Here is a 15823-nt window from a genome sequence, read left to right as displayed (position 1 = left end):
CCGAGGAGGACGGCGAGCCTCGCTGAAGGGAAGACCTCATGGATCTCTCCAACCGCACCGTCCTCATCGTCGGCGGGACCTCGGGCATCGGGCGGGAGCTGGCCCGCCGGTTCGCCGCGGCGGGCAGCACCGTGGCCGTGGGCGGCCGCAGCCCGGAGGCACTCTCGGAACTCGCCGGAGAGGGTTTCGGCACGTTCGGCATCGACGTCACCGACAGTGCCTCCGTCGCACGTGCCCGCGACGCCGTGCTCGCCCGGTACCCCGAGCTGGACACCGTGGTGACGATGTCGGGCGTCATGGCCGTGGAGGACCTGCGCGATCCCGCGCACTTCGAGGTGGCGGAGACGACGATCGACACCAACCTGGTCGGCACCATCCGGGTCATCGACGCCTTCACCCCGCACCTGGTCCGGCGGGCCGCCGGCACCTTCATCACCGTGACCTCCGGCATCGCATTCCTGCCGTTCCCGCCCATGCCCGCCTACGCCGCCTCGAAGGCCGCGGTGCACGCCTACTCCGAGGCACTGCGCGCGCAACTCGACGGCACCGGCGTCGGCGTCGTCGAACTCGTCCCCCCGGCCGTCGCCACGGCGGGCCAGGAAAAGGTGAACCCGCACGCGCTGCCGCTCGACGACTTCGCCACCGAGGTCATGCAACTGCTCTCAGCGGAGCCCACGCCCCGCGAGATCCTCGTGAAGGGCGTCCTCACGCACCGCTGGGCCGAGCGCGACGGCACCTACGACGACCTCGTCGCGCAGCGCTCCAAGGCCCTGGCCATGCTCCCCGGCCGCGAAGGCTGAATGCGCGGCCTGAATGCGCGGCCCGTTGAAGAGGTGCGCCAGGGTCAGACGAGGTTGTCCTCGACCTTGAGGCCGAAGATGCCGCGGCCCCACATGGAGAGGGCGTGCTCGACGTCGTTGGCGACGTGGACGCTGCCGGCGTGGGCGTCGCGCCAGGCGCGTTCGATGACGTTGCCGCGGTGCAGGGAGTTGCCGCCGGCGGTCTTGAAGAGGATGTCGATCGCCTCGATGGCGCGTTCGGTGCCGCGGACCTGGTCGCGGCGGGCGCGCAGCCGCAGCTCCATCGGGATCTTCTCGTTGCGGGACGCGTACTCGTGGATCTCCCGGACGTTCCGGTCGGTCTGCAGGATCGCGGCGTCGATCTCCGAGGCGGCGCGGGCGACGGCGACCTGGGCGTGCGGGTCCTCGACGAAGCGGCCGCCGCCGAGGCTGAGGCGGATCCGGTCGCGCATCTTCGCCACGTAGAGGTCGTGGCAGCCCCCCGCCATGCCGATCACGCTGGCGGTGACCGTGCTGGTGAAGATCGTGCCGAACGGCATGCGGTAGAGGGGGCCGGTGTTGACCTTGCGCCCGGGGTTGCGGAGCTGGGCCTGCTCGAAGTTGCGCATGGCCCGGTGGGACGGGACGAACGCCTTCTCCACGACGATGTCGTCGCTGGCGGTGCCGCGCAGGCCCATCGAGTCCCACACTTCGCGGATCTCGTAGTCGCGCTTCGGGACGAGCACCGTCATGAAGTCGACGGGGCGGCCCTCCGCGCCGACGACGAGGGCGCCGAGCAGCACCCAGGACGCGAACTCGCAGCCGGACGAGAACGACCAGCGGCCCGCCAGCTCGTAGCCGCCGTCGACGGGGGTGAGGCGGCCGATCGGGCTGTAGGACGAGGAGATCAGCGTGTCGGGGCCGACGCCCCACACCTCGCGCTGCGCCTCGTCCGCGAACAGGCCGAGGTGCCAGGAGTGGACGCCGAGGATCGCGGCGACCCAGCCGGTAGAGCCGCAGGCGCCCGAGATCGCGCGGACCACCTCGTAGAAGGCGACGGGGTCGTCCTCGGCGCCGCCGTAGCGGGCGGGCTGGAGCATCCGGAACACTCCGGCGGCGGTCAGCTCCCGCATCGTCTCCGCGGGGACGTGTCCCTTCTCGTCCACGGACCGGGCCCGCTCGGCGATGCCCGGCAGCAGCCCGCGCACGGCGTCCAGGACCTCGTTGCTCATCCGTCGACTCCCGTCTTCGTCGTCCGACCATTGCAGCAGACCACGCCCGCGTCCCCGTAAGGGGCTCCGCGTCCCGGCCACCGGGACTCGCCGTTCAGGACGGTGACCTGCGACCTAACGTTCGAATCAGCCATCCATCGCTGAAGGGATGATCCACGTGACCGCAACCGAGTCGGACGCCGTCCGCGCCATCGAGGCGGAGGCCGTCTCCTCCCGTTTCGCCCGGGGATGGCACTGCCTCGGGCTGGCCGAGAAGTTCAAGGACGGCAAGCCCCACACGGTCCAGGCGTTCGGGCAGAAGCTCGTCGTCTTCACCGGTGCGGACGGGAAGACCAACGTCCTCGACGGCTACTGCCGGCACATGGGCGGCGACCTGTCCCAGGGCACGGTCAAGGGCAACGAGATCGCCTGCCCGTTCCACGACTGGCGCTGGGGCGGCGACGGCCGCTGCAAGTCGATCCCGTACTCGCGCCGCGTCCCGCTGCGCGCCCGGACGGCCGCGTGGCCGACGATGGAGCAGGACAAGCTGCTGTTCGTCTGGAACGACCCGGAGGGCAAGCAGCCCCCGGCGGACGTGACGATCCCGGTGATCGAGGGCGCCACCCGCGACGACTGGACCGACTGGCGCTGGACCGAGCAGGTGGTCCACACCAACGCGCGCGAGGTCATCGACAACGTCGTCGACATGGCGCACTTCTTCTACATCCACAAGTCGTTCCCGACGTACTTCAAGAACATCTTCGAGAACCAGACCGCCACGCAGATCATGAAGGGCGTGACCCGCGAGGACGCCCGCGCGGCACGGGAGGAGGGCGGCGGGGGCGGGCCGCGTATGCTCGGCAACACCTCCGTCGCGTCCTACCACGGCCCCTCGTTCATGATCGACGAGCTGACGTACCACTACGAGGGGTACGACCTGCACTCGGTCCTGATCAACTGCCATTACCCGATCGACCAGAACTCGTTCTCGCTGCACTCGGGCATCATCGTCCAGCACAGCGACGCGCTGCCGCCGGACGCGGCCGAGGCGACCGCGGCGAAGTTGTCGGAGTTCATCCTGCTCGGCTTCCAGCAGGACGTCGAGATCTGGAAGAACAAGACCCGCATCGACAACCCGCTGCTGTGCGAGGAGGACGGGCCCGTCTACCAGCTGCGCCGCTGGTACGAGCAGTTCTACGTGGACGCAGCCGACGTCAAGCCGGAGATGACCGACCGGTTCGAGTTCGAGATCGACACGACCCGTCCGGTGGAGTCGTGGAAGAAGGAGGTCGAGGAGAACCTCGCGCGCCGCGAGGGGGCCTCGGCGTGACGTCCCGCCAGGACGAGCGGCTGCTGGACGGCCCGCTGCTCCCGGTCGCGTGCCGCCGCTGCGCCGCCGAGGTGCTGGTGCGCAAGTCGAGCTGGGAGCAGACGAGCATCCAGTGGAACGCCGCCGCGCGGGCCGCCTGCGTGGGCATCCAGGACCCGCACGACACCTGCCCGGCGCTGCGCTCGGCGATCCAGGAGGCGGCGCTGACCGGCTCCATCAAGGTCGTCGATGGGTGAGCTGACCGGGCGGGTCGCCGTCGTGACCGGCGCGGGCGACGGCATCGGACGCGGCGTCGCCCGCCGCTTCGCCGCCGCGGGCGCCCGCGTCCTGGTGGCGGAGCTGAACGAGGAGACCGGCGCGCGGGTGGCCGCCGAGATCGGGGAGAACGCCCGGTTCGTCCGGACGGACGTGACCGACAAGGCACAGGTCCACGCCATGATCGCCGCGGCGGTCGAGACGTGGGGCGCCGTGGACGTCCTGGTCAACAACGCCTGGGGCGCCGGGACGGTCGGCCGCGTCGAGAACAAGACCGACGAGAACCTCGCCCGCGGTTTCGCGATGGGCTACTACGGCCCGCTGTGGGCGATGCAGGCCGCCTTCCCCTACATGAAGGCGCGCGGGTGGGGGCGCGTCATCAACATGTGCTCGCTGAATGGGGTCAACGCCCACATGGGCACCCTGGAGTACAACTCGGCGAAGGAGGCCCTCCGGACGCTGACCCGCACGGCCGCCCGCGAATGGGCGCCGACGGGGGTCGTCGTGAACGCGATCTGCCCGGGCGCCAAGAGCGCGGCGTTCCGGCGGATGGCGGCCGCGCATCCGGAGATCGAGGCCGCCGCCGACCGCGCCAACCCGATGGGCCGCCTCGGCGACCCGGAGGCCGACATCGCACCGGTGGCGCTGTTCCTCGCGTCCGAGGGCGCCCGCTACCTGACCGGAAACACCCTGTTCGCGGACGGCGGCTCGCATATCAACGGCGTCGCCTGGACCCCGGACCTGGACGGAGAAGAATGATCGACGAGTACGGCCCGTGGGCCGTCATCGCGGGCGGCTCGGAGGGGGTCGGCGCCGCGTTCGCACACCGGCTCGCGGACGCCGGCCTGAACCTGGTGCTGATCGCCCGCAAGCCCGGCCCGCTGGCGGAGACCGCGGAGGCCGTCCGGGCGAAGGGGGTGGAGGTCCGCACGCTGGAGCTGGACCTGATCTCCCCCGACCCGCTGAAGAAGGTCCGCGAGGTCACCGACGGCCTGGACGTCGGGCTGCTGATCTTCAACGCGGGCGCGAACAGCTACGGCCACGAGTTCGTCACCGGCGACCTGGACCGCTTCCAGGACGTCATCGACCTGAACATCACCGCGCAGCTGGCCTTCACGCACCACTTCGGCGCGCTGATGAAGGCGCGCGGCCGCGGTGGCCTGCTGCTGGTCGGCTCACTCGCCGGGTACATGGGGCAGGCGCAGATCAGCATCTACTCGGCGGTGAAGTCCTTCGGACGGGTGTTCGCCGAGGGGCTGTGGCTGGAGATGCGCGAGCACGGGGTGGACGTCCTGGAACTCATCCTCGGCGTGACGCGGACTCCCGCGATGGAACGTGCCGGCCTCAACATGGACATGCCGGGGCTGAACGTCGCCGACCCCGACGACATCGCCCGCGAGGGCCTCGAACACCTCAAGGACGGCCCGATCTGGGTCGCGGGCGGCAACTACGAGGCGGCGCAGAAGCGCGCGGGCTTCCCGCGCGACCGCAAGGTCCTGGGCGCCCACGAGGCCATGAAGCGGATGCTGCCGGATCCGTCCTAACCGGATCCGTCCTAACCACCTTCGACATGCGCCTCGTAGAGGCGCCTGAGCAGCCGGTTCAGCTGCGCACGCTCATCGCGGCCCAGGGGTTTCAGGAAGCCTTCCTGCTCCTGGGCCGCTGCGTCCGCGAGGTCCCGGACGAGGGCGGCCCCCTCCTCGGTGAGCGCGACGAGGCGGCGCCGGCGGTCGGTGTCGTCCGTCCTTCGCTCGATCAGCCGGCGGCGGGCCAGTGAGTCGAGGACGGCGACGATGTTGCGCGCGTCCACGGCGACGAGTTCGGCGAGTCTCCGCTGCCCCATGTCGCCGCGTTCGCCGAGGGTGGAGAGGACCGTGTACTGGCCTTGGGTCAGGTCGTGGGCGGCCAGGAAGGCCGTCCAGGAGCGGGCCGTGAGCGACCCCATGCGGGCCAGCAGGAATCCGGTTCCGTATTCGTAGCGAGGCCCGTCCACGGCGTCCAGCATATTCGACATGATGCATGTGCTCTGATAGACATGAATCATGTCGATAATTCCACTGGACGGCCGGTCGCTGCACGTCGAGGAGTCGGGAGACCCGTCCGGGCGCCCGTACCTGCTCCTGCACGGCTGGCCCGAGTCATGGCGGACGTGGCAGCCCCTGATGGACGCCGCCTCGCCCGATGCGCGCATCATCGCCCTCGACCTGCCCGGCATAGGCGGATCGACAGGCGGCGTCGCGGGCGGGTCGAAGGCCGCGCTGGCGTCCGTCGTGCACAGCTTGGTCGAGCAACTGTCGCTGACCGACCTCACCCTGGTCGGGCACGACGCGGGCGGGATGGTCGCCTACGCGTACCTGCGCCGGTATCCCGTGGACCGCGTGGTCATCATGAACACGGTGATTCCCGGCGTCGCACCATGGAACGACGTCCTGCGGAACCCCTACATCTGGCACTTCGGCCTGCACGCGGTTCCGTCCCTGCCCGAGACCCTCGTGCGGGGGCGGCAGGCCGAGTACTTCGACTACTTCTACGACGTGCTGTCGGTGGACCCGTCCAGGATCACCCCCGAGTCGCGGGCCGCCCACGTGGCCGCCTACGAGAGCGACACCGCGCTGACCGCCGGCTTCGACCTCTACCGCGCCTTCGGCCAAGACGCCAAGGACAACGCCACGCTCACGGAACCGACCACCACGCCCCTCCTCTACCTACGAGGGGACGGCGAAGGCGGCGACATCACCGCCTACGCGGCCGGCTTCCGCGAGGCCGGAATCGAGAACCTGACGACCGCGATCATCCAGGACGCGGGCCACTTCGCCCAGGAAGAGCAGCCCACCGCGGTCTGGTCCGAGATCGAGTCCTTCGCCGGTTGAAAGATCCGGGCGGCGTCCCGACATGTGCAGGTGACCACCGACCACAAGGAGGCCACGTTGCCGAGGACGCCCCATGGATGAGGACGACTTCGCGGCCGTGTACGCCGCGACCTACCAACCGCTGCTCGGCTACGCGCTGCGCCGCTGCGACTCCCCCGAGGACGCGGCCGACGTCGTCGCCGAGACGTTCACGATCGCCTGGCGCCGCGCGGCCGACATGCCGGCGGGCGACGAGGCCCGGCTGTGGCTGTACGGGGTGGCGCGCCGCGTCCTCGCCAACCACCGCCGCGGCGTCGTCCGCCACTCGGTCAAGACGGCCGCGCTGCGCGCCGAACTGGCGCCGGCCGGACCCGCACGCGATGACTCGGCCGTCGCCGACGTCTTCCGCGCCCTGCCCGGACGCGACCGGGAGGTCCTCGCCCTCCTCGGCTGGGAGGGCCTGTCCGTCACCGAGATCGCCACGGTGCTCGGCTGCTCCCGCAACGCGGTGAGCGTCCGCCTGCACCGCGCCCGCCGGCGCTTCGCGCGCGGCCTGCGCGCCGCGGGCATCGACCACCCGGGACCGTCCGCGCCGCCCCGGGCCGTCCTGCATGGGAGTGAGCTGGCATGACGTCTTCGATCGACGATCTCATCGCGGATCTGAACCCCGTGCGCGACGGCGACATCACCAGCGAACCGTCCGGCGCGGCCGCCCGGACCCTGCTCGCCGCCATCACCAGCGCGGAGGACCCGGCGCCGCGGCGCCGCCGCCTCCCCCGGTTCGCCCGTCCCGCCCTCGGCGTGGCGGTGGCCGGTGCCGCGGCCACGACAGTCCTCGTCCTGTCCGCGCAGGACTCCGGCCCACTGCACGCCTACGCCAATGCCGCCGTGCGGATCGACGTGTCGGACGGCGTGTACGAGGTGGAGGTCAAGGACGCCTTCGCCGACCAGCAGGAGTTCCAGGAGGCGTTCGCCAAGGTCGGGCTGCGCGTCAAGCTCAGCATCGTGCCGGTGTCGCCGGCACACGAACGCGCCGTCATCAGCTTCGGCTCACTGCCGGCGCCTCCCAGGAAGAGCGTGCCGGCCGGCGGCGAGAGCGGGACGTTCACGACCGTCCTGAAGTGCCCGCCCGGCAAGGACGCCTGCCCGCTCAAGGTCCGGATCAACGGCCCGATGTTCCCGTCTCCGGGAGGCGAAATCGTCATCGGCCGCAAGGCCCGGCCCGGCGAGGTCTACGGGGACGCCCGGCCGGCGCGGGGCGATCACCCGGAGAGCCTCCGGCTCACCGGCCGGACCGCCGGCCGGGCGCTCGCGGACCTGCGCGCGCGGGGGCTCACCGCGTCCTTCTCCATCGGCGAATTCAAGGCGGACGGCTCTGGTTCCATGTACAACCCGCCCGCGGGCTGGCGCCCCGGTGACGGACGCCGGATCACCGGAGCCTGGGTGCGCAGCTCCGACTCCGTCGGCCTGCTGGTCACCCCGGCCAAGGGCGACCCGGAGCCGCAGCCGACCGGCTGACCCTCGGCCGGCCGCACGGTTTGACCTCGAGTTAGATCGAGGTCTTAGCGTCTCCCTTGATCGACGATGCCGATGAAGGGGGACGACCATGCGGGTCGCGGGATTCACCGAGCCGGGCGGGCCGGGCGTGCTGCAGACGCTGGAGCTGCCCGTGCCGGGTGCCGGTGCCGGCGAAGTGCGGGTCCGGGTGGTGGCGGCCGGGGTGCAGCCGTTCGACCTGGCCGTCCGGGAGGGGTGGTCGCCGCCGGGGACGCCGGAGGGCTTTCCGCGCATTCCCGGCAACGAGTTCGCGGGCGTCGTGGACGAGGTCGGCACGGGCGTCACGTCCGTCCGCCCGGGGGACGAGGTCCTGGGCAACTGCCGCCTCAACGCCTACGCCGAGTACGTCGCCGTCCCGGCGGAGGCGCTGACGGCCAAGCCCGCGAGCATGCCGTGGGACGTGGCGGGCGGCTTCCCCGCCGCCGTCATGACCCCGCACATCGCGCTGGAGGAGATGGGCGTCGGGCCGGGCGACACCCTCCTCGTCCATGCGGCGGCGGGCGGGGTGGGGACGGTCGCCGTGCAACTCGCCCGCATCGCCGGCGCCACGGTCATCGGCACCGCTCGCGAGGCCAACCACGAGTACCTCCGCTCGCTGGGCGCGATCCCGGTCGCCTACGGGGACGGCCTGGAGGAGCGTGTGCGCGCGGTCGCACCTGACGGTGTGGACGCCGCCCTGGACGGTGCCGGCGGCGACGCCTTGGACGTGTCCCTCAACCTGGTCAAGGACCGCTCTCGCATCGTCACACTGGTCGACCACGCCCGCGCCGCCGCCCTCGGCGTCCGGACGACGCCGCCCGGGAAGCGGTCGGCGTCCCGCGTGGCCGAGGCCGCCCGCCTCTACGACGAGGGGCGCCTGCGCATCCATGTGCGGGCGGCGTTCCCGCTGGAACGTGCCGCCGACGCCCACCGCGAGGTGGGCACCGGCCACGGCCGCGGCAAGGTGGTTCTGACGACTGGCTGATCGACACCGGCGACCCGTCCCGGCGGCTGTCGCGTTCACCCGATCCGCACCGCATGCCCGTCGCTGATGGTGGCGGCCGTCAGCGGTTACCGGTGGTCTGTTCCGTGCTCGTCGGGACGGCGGCCCGGGACCACGATGCCGTGCTCGTAGGCGAGCACGACGGCCTGGACGCGGTCGCGGAGGTGGAGCTTGGCGAACACGCTGCCGACGTGGCTCTTGACGGTGGCCTCGGTGACGACGAGCCGCGCCGCGATCTCCTGGTTCGACAGGCCCTGGGCCACGAGGAGGAGCATCTCCCGCTCGCGCGGAGTCAGCGCGGCCAGCAGGTCCGGGGGCGGCCGGACGGGGGCGGCGCGGCCGGCGTAGTCCTCGATCAGGCGGCGGGTGATCGACGGGGACAGCAGCGCCTCGCCCTGGTGGACGACGCGGATCGCCTCCAGGAGCCGCTCGCGGGGCGCGTCCTTCAGCAGGAATCCCGATGCCCCGGCGCGCAGCGCGCCGAACACGTATTCGTCGAGGTCGTAGGTGGTGAGGATCAGCACGCGGGGCGGCCGGGCAGCCGAGCGGAGTCCGTCCGTTGATCGGCGGTGGGTGGGGGCTGGAGGACGGTGCGCGGCGGTGAGGAGGGCGGTGGCCTCGACGCCGTCCATCCGCGGCATCCGGACGTCCATCAGGACGACGTCGGGCCGCAGCTCCGCCGCCCGCGCGACGGCCTCGCGGCCGTCCGCGGCCTCGCCGACGACCTCCAAGTCGTCCCGGGTCTGCAGGAACAGCCGGAAACCGATCCGGATCAGCTCCTGGTCGTCGACGATCAGCACCCGGATCGTCACGCCCGCTCCCCGACCGGCAGCCGTGCCGCGACCCGGAACCCGCCGCCGGGGGCCCGGCCCGCCTCCAGCTCGCCGCCGAGCACCGCGACCCGCTCCCGCATCCCCACCAGGCCGTGCCCGCCGGGGCCCGGCTCGCCGCGTCCCGCCCCGTCGTCCTGCACCAGCACCTCCAGGTCCGGTCCGCTGTAGTCCAGCCGTACCGTGGCCAGTGTCGCCCCGGCGTGTTTCAGCGCGTTGGTCAGCGCCTCCTCGATGATCCGGTAGGCGGACAACTCCACCCCGCTCGGCAGGTTCAGGGGCTTCCCGGCGATCTCAAGCCGGACCGGCAGCCCCGCCGCGCGGTACCCGGCGGCCAGTTCGTCCAGGTCCGCCAGTGTCGGTTGCGGCCGCGTCTCCGCCGCGTGCGGCCCGCGCAGCAGGACGAGGATCCGGCGCAACTCGGCCAGGCTCTGCTCGGCGCTGGTCTCCACCCGCTCCAGCGTCCGCGCGGCCACCCGCGGTTCGGTCTCCAGGACGTCGCGGGCGCCGCGGACCCCGATCAGCATCACCGTCACCGAGTGGGCGACGATGTCGTGCAGTTCGCGGGCGATCGACTCGCGTTCGCGCTGCGCCGCGATCAGGTCGAGCTGCTCCCGTTCGCGCTCCAGCGTGGCGGCTCGTTCCTCCACCGCCCGGACGTAGCGGCGGCGCGTCTGCATGTAGGCGCCCAGCATCCACGCGCCGATCGGCGCCGGCGGGGCGCAGACGCTGTCGGCGACCAGGAACACGACCACCGGTGCCAGCACCGCGAGCGAGACGCGCCGGTCGCGTGTCTCGGCGAGCGACCACAATGCGACGACGACCGGCGCGCCTCCGGGCGAGTACCCGGCCTCGGTCAGCACGGCCGCCGCCGCGACCGTCACCGCGGTCACCGCCACCCCGAACCGGCGGCGGGCCAGGAGCACCGCGCCGGTGAGGACGGTCACCGCGATCGGCACGAACGCGGGCTGGGTGCCGTCGTTGAACAGCAGCCCCACTTCCACGATGGTCGCCGCCACGGCGAGCACCACGTCGAACAGCACCGGGCGGTGCGCGGCCTGCAGGCCCCGCACCGCCCGGATCCGCCCCGTGACGTTCACGCCAGGTCACGCCGTCGTTCGAACCCGACCGCGACCAGCACCGCGAGCACCGTCCAGACCGCGAACACCGCGCCGGCCTCCGCGACCGTGAGTGTCGTGTTGTGGCTCCCGCCCGTCATGATGCCCGCCGCGCCGAACGGCGACAGGTTCGCCTCCCGCTCCCACGCCCCGCTCACCAGCGGCTGCACCACCAGGTCCAGGATCAGCAGGACCACCGCGCCGACGACGGGGCCGCGGATCAGCGCACCGAGCGCCGCGCCCAGCACCGTCGCCAGCACGAGCGCCGCGACGTTGCCCGCCACGACCTCGGCCACCTGGCCGGACGTCAGGTCCGGGCCCGGCTGGTCGGCCAGCAGCGGCAGCGCCACACCGACCGCGACCGCGTTGATCAGCAGCGCCAGCCCGAGACCGGTCAGCGCGTACGCCGCGACCCGGACCGCCAGGACGGTGCCGCGGCCGCGCCGGGCCACCAGCGCCGTGGGCGCGGCGGTCCGGTGCCGGTACTCGCCCGCCGCACCGACCAGCCCCCACAGCAGCAGCAGGACGGGAAGCCCCGACAGAGCCTCCTTCTTCTCCGGTATCTCGTCGAGCGTTCCCGACGCCTTGGCGATGAGCACCGCGTTCAGGACGGCGAAGGCCATCCCCCCGGCCGCGAATCCCCACACGGCACGGGTCGTCACCGACTTGAGCAGTTCCCCGCGAAGCAGGCCGATCATCGCTCCAACCCTCCGGTGAGCTCGAGGAACACGTCCTCCAGCGACTCCACCTCACTGATCGGTCCCTCGTGCACCAGCCTGCCACGGTCGATGACGACCACGTCGTCGACCGTCTGCGCGGCCTCCGCGAGCAGGTGGCTGGACAGCAGCACCGTGCCGCCCTTCGCGGCCCGGTCCCGCAGCATCGTCCGGAGCCAGCGGATCCCCTGCGGGTCCAGCCCGTTGGCCGGCTCGTCCAGCACCAGGATCTCCGGGTCGCCCAGCAGCGCGGCGGCGAGCCCGAGCCGCTGCCGCATCCCCAGCGAGAAGGCACCGACCCGGCGGCCCGCCGCCTCCGTCAGCTCGGCGATCTCCAGGACCTCCTCGACGCGGCGGCGCGGCAGCCCCGCCGCCAGCGCCAGCGCCCGCAGATGCGCGCGGGCCGACCGGCCGGGGTGCGCGCCGCACGGCTCGATGTGGACGCCGATCCGGCGCGCGTCCGGCGCCAGCGACGCCACCGGCGCGCCCAGCACCGACACCGCGCCCGCCGACGGCCGCGCCAACCCCACGACCGCCTTCAGCGCCGTGGTCTTGCCCGCGCCGTTAGGGCCGAAGAAGCCCGTCACCGCCCCCGGCCTGGCCGTGAACGTCAGATCGTCGACCACCGTGCGCCGGCCGTACCGTTTCGTCAGCCCCTCGACCGTGATCGCCGGGGTGGGCTTCGTCCGTGATGTCATGCCGCCAAGCTTCGGCCGCCCGAATCTCCCGGTCATCCACCCACGGTCGAAACCCGTTCTCCGACCGCAGCATGACTTTCGCCGGGCTACCGGTAACCGCGCTTGAGCAAGTACTTGGCTCCCGCGTCGAAACCCTCGGGGCTCAGCAGCTCGAATCCGAAGGCGTCGGCGAGCCGGTCGGTGACGTTGAAGGCGGCGCAGACCGCCAGCGCGTCCCGGACCTGCTGAGGCGAGGCCCCGGCGGCCAGCACGTCCCGCATGTCGTCGGCGCCGACCTTCCCGTCCCGGGTCAGCTTGCCGAGCATCCGCAGCGTCGCCCGCAGCGGCTCCCCGATCGGTGCCTCTTCCAGGTCGGCCAGCACCGCCTCGACCAGCGGCCCGTCCTGATACGCCTGGCTCGCGGTCGCGGTGTGCGCGCCGATACAGAACGCGGAACCGTTCACCTTGGACACGTAAGCGGCCATCAACTCGCGGTCGCCCACCGAGCAGTCGGACGGCCCGCGCATCGCCTCATGGGTGAACTCCTTGGCCCGCGCACCGTAGAAATCGGGCCGATAGAAGACCAGCTTGGCGGCGTCCGGCAGCGGACGCCCGGAGAACAGCCGGATGACCGCGAACAGCGCCTTGCTTCTCCGGCTGTAACCGCGATTGAGGATGTCAAGACGCATGATCGGGCCCCTCCCCCGCAGTCGCTTCGGCCAAAGCCTCCAGCCCGGCCGCATAAAGCCGGTCGGACTGGCCGATCGCGGCGCACACCACCAACTCGAAGACCTGGTCCTCGCTGTATCCCGCCGCCTTCACCGCCGCCAGATCCGCCTCGGTCACCTGCGCGGGCCTGTCGACGACCTTGCCGACCAGCACGTCCAACGGCGGGGCTAGGCCCTCATTACCGAAAGCACGCGCCCGCTGCTCCGCAGACGCCGTGCCCTCCCCGCTCAGCACCCGCTCCACCAGCGCCCGGTGCGTTGTTCGCTTGCTGTCCTCGTCCGACACGGCACCTCGCCCCCTCCACAGCCGACAATCGTCCTCACCGACAAGACGATTGCCACACCCCCGAATACGACACACACCTCAAAGAACTTCCGCCACCCACGTACCCGCAGGTCAGGCGGATACCTTCCTGAGAGCCGCACCGCTCGCCCGCGCCCACGCAGGGAGTGGGGGTGACGAAGCCGAGATCCAGGACGAACGCTCCGGCCCGGCCGATCTCGTCCGCGAGTCACCACGGTCACGTCGGCATGCAACTGCCAGATGTCCACGCCCGGTCCCATGCCCGCTTGGCGAGCGGATTGACGTAGCCGATAACCGAGAGTCCACAACTAACCACAGTCCGCCAGCAGATGCGGCACAATCATCATCGTGCGGGACGAGGACCAGAACACCCTGCAAGGCGACTTCGGCGAAGCCTGGCTGGAGGCGGTCGCCGCCGGGTGCGGTCTCCTCCACGGCCGGCCGACCACGGTGGATCTCCAGAAGGCGGACGTGCAGCTCGTGTATCCAGGGACCGAACTGGGGACGTACTATCCGACAGTGAACGTCCAGGTGAAGACGACTATCCGGCTGCGGCAACTGACATCCGGCGACTGCAGCTATGACCTGGACCTTGAGACGTACGAAGCACTCAGGCGCACCGACCATGCCGTTGGTAGGGTCCTCGCTGTAATCGGCATTCCCAGAGAAGGCGAGAGGGTGCGCCTACACAGCGAGGGAACGCTCCTATGCGGCCGCGGAGCATGGGTTTCGCTTGAGGGAATGAAACCTTCACGAAATAGGACGAGCCAGACAATACACCTTCCCGCCACAAATACCCTGGATCACTCAGGGTTGCATAGAATGCTTAAAACGCACGGGGTTCGACGATCGACCCCGGTTCCTTCCATTAATGTTTGGGAGCAGCCGTGAGCCGCGCGAACCCCACCGCCGACGAAGGGGGCACAAAAGCCCCGGCTCTCGCAGCATTCATAAATTACCTCACCAGTTCTGGCTGGGTTGTCGAAGACTCCGACGAACAGACCAGCATGTGGCGACTGCAACGCAATGAACGTTACGACAGAATCCGCATTGTACTGCCGACTACCCAGCGCGTTCGCGATTACGGGGACCGGGTTGACGACGCACTCAAGGCACTCTCCTTCGTTGAGCGTCGACTCCCAGAAGAAATCGCAGACGACATCAACTTCGGCGGTGCGGACAATGTCGCCGTGCGCCTGACACCCGACGCACCGGCGGGTGAGGCGCCACTGGTCCTGGCCTATTCCGCGATCTCCGCTCTCAAGAACTTCGTCGTGGCGTCTGCGGCTTCGCTGGACCACGACTCGCTGGTCCTTCCCCCGAGGCGACCGCAGCGAGCGGAGGCGTATGCATCCCAAGCAAGGCTGTCCACTCAGCCGGGGAGTTTCATACTGTCACTGGCCCTGCCGCTGTCGGACATCTATGCGGAGGAGTCGGATGACTCGACTCCCCCAGGTCAGGACGCACTGGTGGATGTTCCGCCGCAACCCTTCGGGCGCAAGGTGACGAACCGGATGCTGGCGACGACCCGAAAGGCCCAGCAACTGGCGGAGGAGGTCAGCGAAGGCGACCGGCCGATCTCTTCGTTCGGCGAGTTCGTTCCGCATGCCCCCAATGCCACAGAGTTGGCGGCACTGAGTTCACTCGGCGGGCCGGACCACGGTATCTATCAAATACGGTTCGCCAGGTCGCCCTTGACCGGCGGCACCACGGAACCGGCAGTCCTGCGGGTAACCCCCGGACAGCAGCGAATCCTCGGCGAAGCCGCCGACTACCTGCGAACCAAGCAACCAAGGGCCGGAGTCACAGTCACCGGCCTAGTGGTGCGGCTGTTCCGGGAAGGTGGCTTCGGACGAGGAGAGGCGGTCATCCAGGGAGTGGCCGACGATTCCGGCGAGGCCCGCAGATACAGAGTCGAACTCGGCGAACTCGACTACAACGAAGCCGTAAGGGCGCACGCGAATGGACTTCAAGTCACTGCCACCGGAGATCTGGATATCCGGGGTACCAGGCGGTCTCTTCGCAGGTTGACCTCGTTCGCCATCATCCCGGGCCTTGAGGACGAATCCTAAGTTCGCACCATAACCCGGGTGCAGTCTCGGCTGGCCGTCTAATTGAAAGCGGCTTTGCTGCGGTCAGCGGCGATGGGCGGTGACTGTCCCGGTGGGGGACTCGGGCCAGACCAGCATCACCCGACGCCCGCCCAGGCGCAGCGCTCGCCCGATGTTGGCGAAGACCATCACGGGATTGTCGAAGAACATCGTGCCGAACCTGCTCATCGCCAGGTCGAAGCGTTCCGATGGGAATAGGCGGGTTTGTGTGTCGGGCAAGTCGCCCTGATATCGGAGGGCGCTGAGCCACGTTCGTTGGCGCGGCACCTTTTCAGCGGCGGGCGAGGGCACGGACGGTGCTTGCGCCCGGTGGCGCGGTGCAACTGGGTTGCTGGGGCCGGTGTTCCACTGGCGGCGATGCGGTGGCTTGCCGCGC

At 70.7% G+C, this 15823-nt stretch carries 20 protein-coding genes; 11 read left to right on the top strand and 9 right to left on the bottom strand.

Annotation, left to right across the window (positions count from 1 at the left end):
- Positions 1 to 38: 38 nt before the first annotated feature.
- On the top strand, positions 39 to 800 hold the full coding sequence (locus tag AL2_RS18650) for an SDR family oxidoreductase (RefSeq protein WP_067635152.1): 762 nt from the start codon (positions 39 to 41) through the stop codon (positions 798 to 800).
- 44 nt (positions 801 to 844) lie between these two features.
- Here AL2_RS18650 and hsaA read toward each other — a convergent pair whose 3' ends face one another.
- A complete protein-coding gene (hsaA, locus tag AL2_RS18645) occupies positions 845 to 2011 on the bottom strand; it encodes a 3-hydroxy-9,10-secoandrosta-1,3,5(10)-triene-9,17-dione monooxygenase oxygenase subunit (RefSeq protein ID WP_067635151.1) in 1167 nt (388 codons plus the stop codon).
- Between the two features lie 148 nt (positions 2012 to 2159).
- On the opposite strand from hsaA, the gene AL2_RS18640 reads away from it, so the two are divergent.
- From AL2_RS18640 to AL2_RS18625, 4 genes are read left to right on the top strand one after another with little or no spacing between them, the layout of a single operon-like run.
- A complete protein-coding gene (locus AL2_RS18640; protein ID WP_067635150.1) occupies positions 2160 to 3320 on the top strand; it encodes a 3-ketosteroid-9-alpha-monooxygenase, oxygenase component in 1161 nt (386 codons plus the stop codon).
- On the top strand, positions 3317 to 3556 hold the full coding sequence (locus tag AL2_RS18635) for a ferredoxin (RefSeq protein WP_067635149.1): 240 nt from the start codon (positions 3317 to 3319) through the stop codon (positions 3554 to 3556). Before AL2_RS18640 ends, AL2_RS18635 begins: the two co-directional genes overlap by 4 nt.
- Complete coding sequence (locus AL2_RS18630; RefSeq protein ID WP_067635148.1) at positions 3549 to 4334, top strand: SDR family NAD(P)-dependent oxidoreductase; 786 nt, start codon at positions 3549 to 3551, stop codon at positions 4332 to 4334. The genes AL2_RS18635 and AL2_RS18630 overlap by 8 nt, the downstream gene beginning before the upstream one ends.
- Positions 4331 to 5119, top strand: a complete 789-nt coding sequence (locus tag AL2_RS18625) for an SDR family NAD(P)-dependent oxidoreductase (protein ID WP_067635147.1) — start codon at positions 4331 to 4333, stop codon at positions 5117 to 5119. Before AL2_RS18630 ends, AL2_RS18625 begins: the two co-directional genes overlap by 4 nt.
- An 11-nt stretch (positions 5120 to 5130) precedes the next feature.
- Here AL2_RS18625 and AL2_RS18620 read toward each other — a convergent pair whose 3' ends face one another.
- Complete coding sequence (locus AL2_RS18620; RefSeq protein ID WP_067635146.1) at positions 5131 to 5580, bottom strand: MarR family winged helix-turn-helix transcriptional regulator; 450 nt, start codon at positions 5578 to 5580, stop codon at positions 5131 to 5133.
- Positions 5581 to 5617: 37 nt separating this feature from the next.
- Between AL2_RS18620 and AL2_RS18615 the strand changes: the two genes are divergently transcribed.
- The 4 genes from AL2_RS18615 to AL2_RS18600 all read left to right on the top strand — a co-directional run bounded on the left by AL2_RS18615 (position 5618) and on the right by AL2_RS18600 (position 8945).
- Positions 5618 to 6445: an alpha/beta hydrolase gene (locus AL2_RS18615; RefSeq protein WP_067635145.1), complete on the top strand. Its 828-nt coding sequence runs from the start codon at positions 5618 to 5620 to the stop codon at positions 6443 to 6445.
- 73 nt (positions 6446 to 6518) lie between these two features.
- On the top strand, positions 6519 to 7055 hold the full coding sequence (locus AL2_RS18610) for an RNA polymerase sigma factor (protein WP_067635144.1): 537 nt from the start codon (positions 6519 to 6521) through the stop codon (positions 7053 to 7055).
- Positions 7052 to 7942 carry a hypothetical protein gene (locus AL2_RS18605; protein ID WP_067635143.1) on the top strand — a complete coding sequence of 297 codons (891 nt, stop codon included), beginning with the start codon at positions 7052 to 7054 and terminating at the stop codon, positions 7940 to 7942. Before AL2_RS18610 ends, AL2_RS18605 begins: the two co-directional genes overlap by 4 nt.
- 88 nt (positions 7943 to 8030) lie before the next feature.
- Positions 8031 to 8945, top strand: a complete 915-nt coding sequence (locus AL2_RS18600) for an NADP-dependent oxidoreductase (RefSeq protein WP_067635142.1) — start codon at positions 8031 to 8033, stop codon at positions 8943 to 8945.
- 86 nt (positions 8946 to 9031) lie between these two features.
- On the opposite strand, the gene AL2_RS18595 is transcribed toward AL2_RS18600, so the two are convergent.
- From AL2_RS18595 to AL2_RS18570, 6 genes are all read right to left on the bottom strand, one after another.
- Positions 9032 to 9775 carry a response regulator gene (locus tag AL2_RS18595; protein ID WP_067635141.1) on the bottom strand — a complete coding sequence of 248 codons (744 nt, stop codon included), beginning with the start codon at positions 9773 to 9775 and terminating at the stop codon, positions 9032 to 9034.
- Positions 9772 to 10893 carry a sensor histidine kinase gene (locus tag AL2_RS18590; RefSeq protein WP_067635140.1) on the bottom strand — a complete coding sequence of 374 codons (1122 nt, stop codon included), beginning with the start codon at positions 10891 to 10893 and terminating at the stop codon, positions 9772 to 9774. Before AL2_RS18590 ends, AL2_RS18595 begins: the two co-directional genes overlap by 4 nt.
- The gene (locus AL2_RS18585) at positions 10890 to 11609 is read right to left on the bottom strand and encodes an ABC transporter permease (RefSeq protein ID WP_067635139.1); all 720 of its coding nucleotides are present in this window, start codon (positions 11607 to 11609) and stop codon (positions 10890 to 10892) included. The genes AL2_RS18590 and AL2_RS18585 overlap by 4 nt, the downstream gene beginning before the upstream one ends.
- Positions 11606 to 12325, bottom strand: a complete 720-nt coding sequence (locus AL2_RS18580; RefSeq protein ID WP_067635138.1) for an ABC transporter ATP-binding protein — start codon at positions 12323 to 12325, stop codon at positions 11606 to 11608. The genes AL2_RS18585 and AL2_RS18580 overlap by 4 nt, the downstream gene beginning before the upstream one ends.
- A gap of 86 nt (positions 12326 to 12411) precedes the next feature.
- Entirely contained in the window at positions 12412 to 12993 is a 582-nt protein-coding gene (locus AL2_RS18575) for a carboxymuconolactone decarboxylase family protein (protein ID WP_067635137.1), read from the bottom strand.
- Positions 12983 to 13318 carry a carboxymuconolactone decarboxylase family protein gene (locus tag AL2_RS18570; RefSeq protein ID WP_067635136.1) on the bottom strand — a complete coding sequence of 112 codons (336 nt, stop codon included), beginning with the start codon at positions 13316 to 13318 and terminating at the stop codon, positions 12983 to 12985. Before AL2_RS18570 ends, AL2_RS18575 begins: the two co-directional genes overlap by 11 nt.
- A 366-nt stretch (positions 13319 to 13684) precedes the next feature.
- Here AL2_RS18570 and AL2_RS36480 point away from each other — a divergent pair, with 366 nt between their 5' ends.
- Positions 13685 to 14227 (top strand): DUF4365 domain-containing protein, encoded by a 543-nt coding sequence (locus AL2_RS36480; RefSeq protein ID WP_245666723.1) that lies wholly within the window; start codon positions 13685 to 13687, stop codon positions 14225 to 14227.
- Entirely contained in the window at positions 14224 to 15408 is a 1185-nt protein-coding gene (locus AL2_RS18565) for a hypothetical protein (protein WP_157438230.1), read from the top strand. The genes AL2_RS36480 and AL2_RS18565 overlap by 4 nt, the downstream gene beginning before the upstream one ends.
- A gap of 63 nt (positions 15409 to 15471) precedes the next feature.
- Here AL2_RS18565 and AL2_RS38580 read toward each other — a convergent pair whose 3' ends face one another.
- Positions 15472 to 15666, bottom strand: coding sequence for a methyltransferase domain-containing protein (locus tag AL2_RS38580; RefSeq protein ID WP_067635134.1), 195 nt, complete (start codon positions 15664 to 15666; stop codon positions 15472 to 15474).
- Positions 15667 to 15823: the final 157 nt, after the last annotated feature.

The sequence above is a fragment of the Actinomadura latina NBRC 106108 genome, from assembly GCF_001552195.1.
GTDB classification, from domain to species: domain Bacteria; phylum Actinomycetota; class Actinomycetes; order Streptosporangiales; family Streptosporangiaceae; genus Spirillospora; species Spirillospora latina.
Note: the sequence above shows the minus strand (reverse complement) of the source record. Positions and strands in the feature narration are given on the sequence as shown.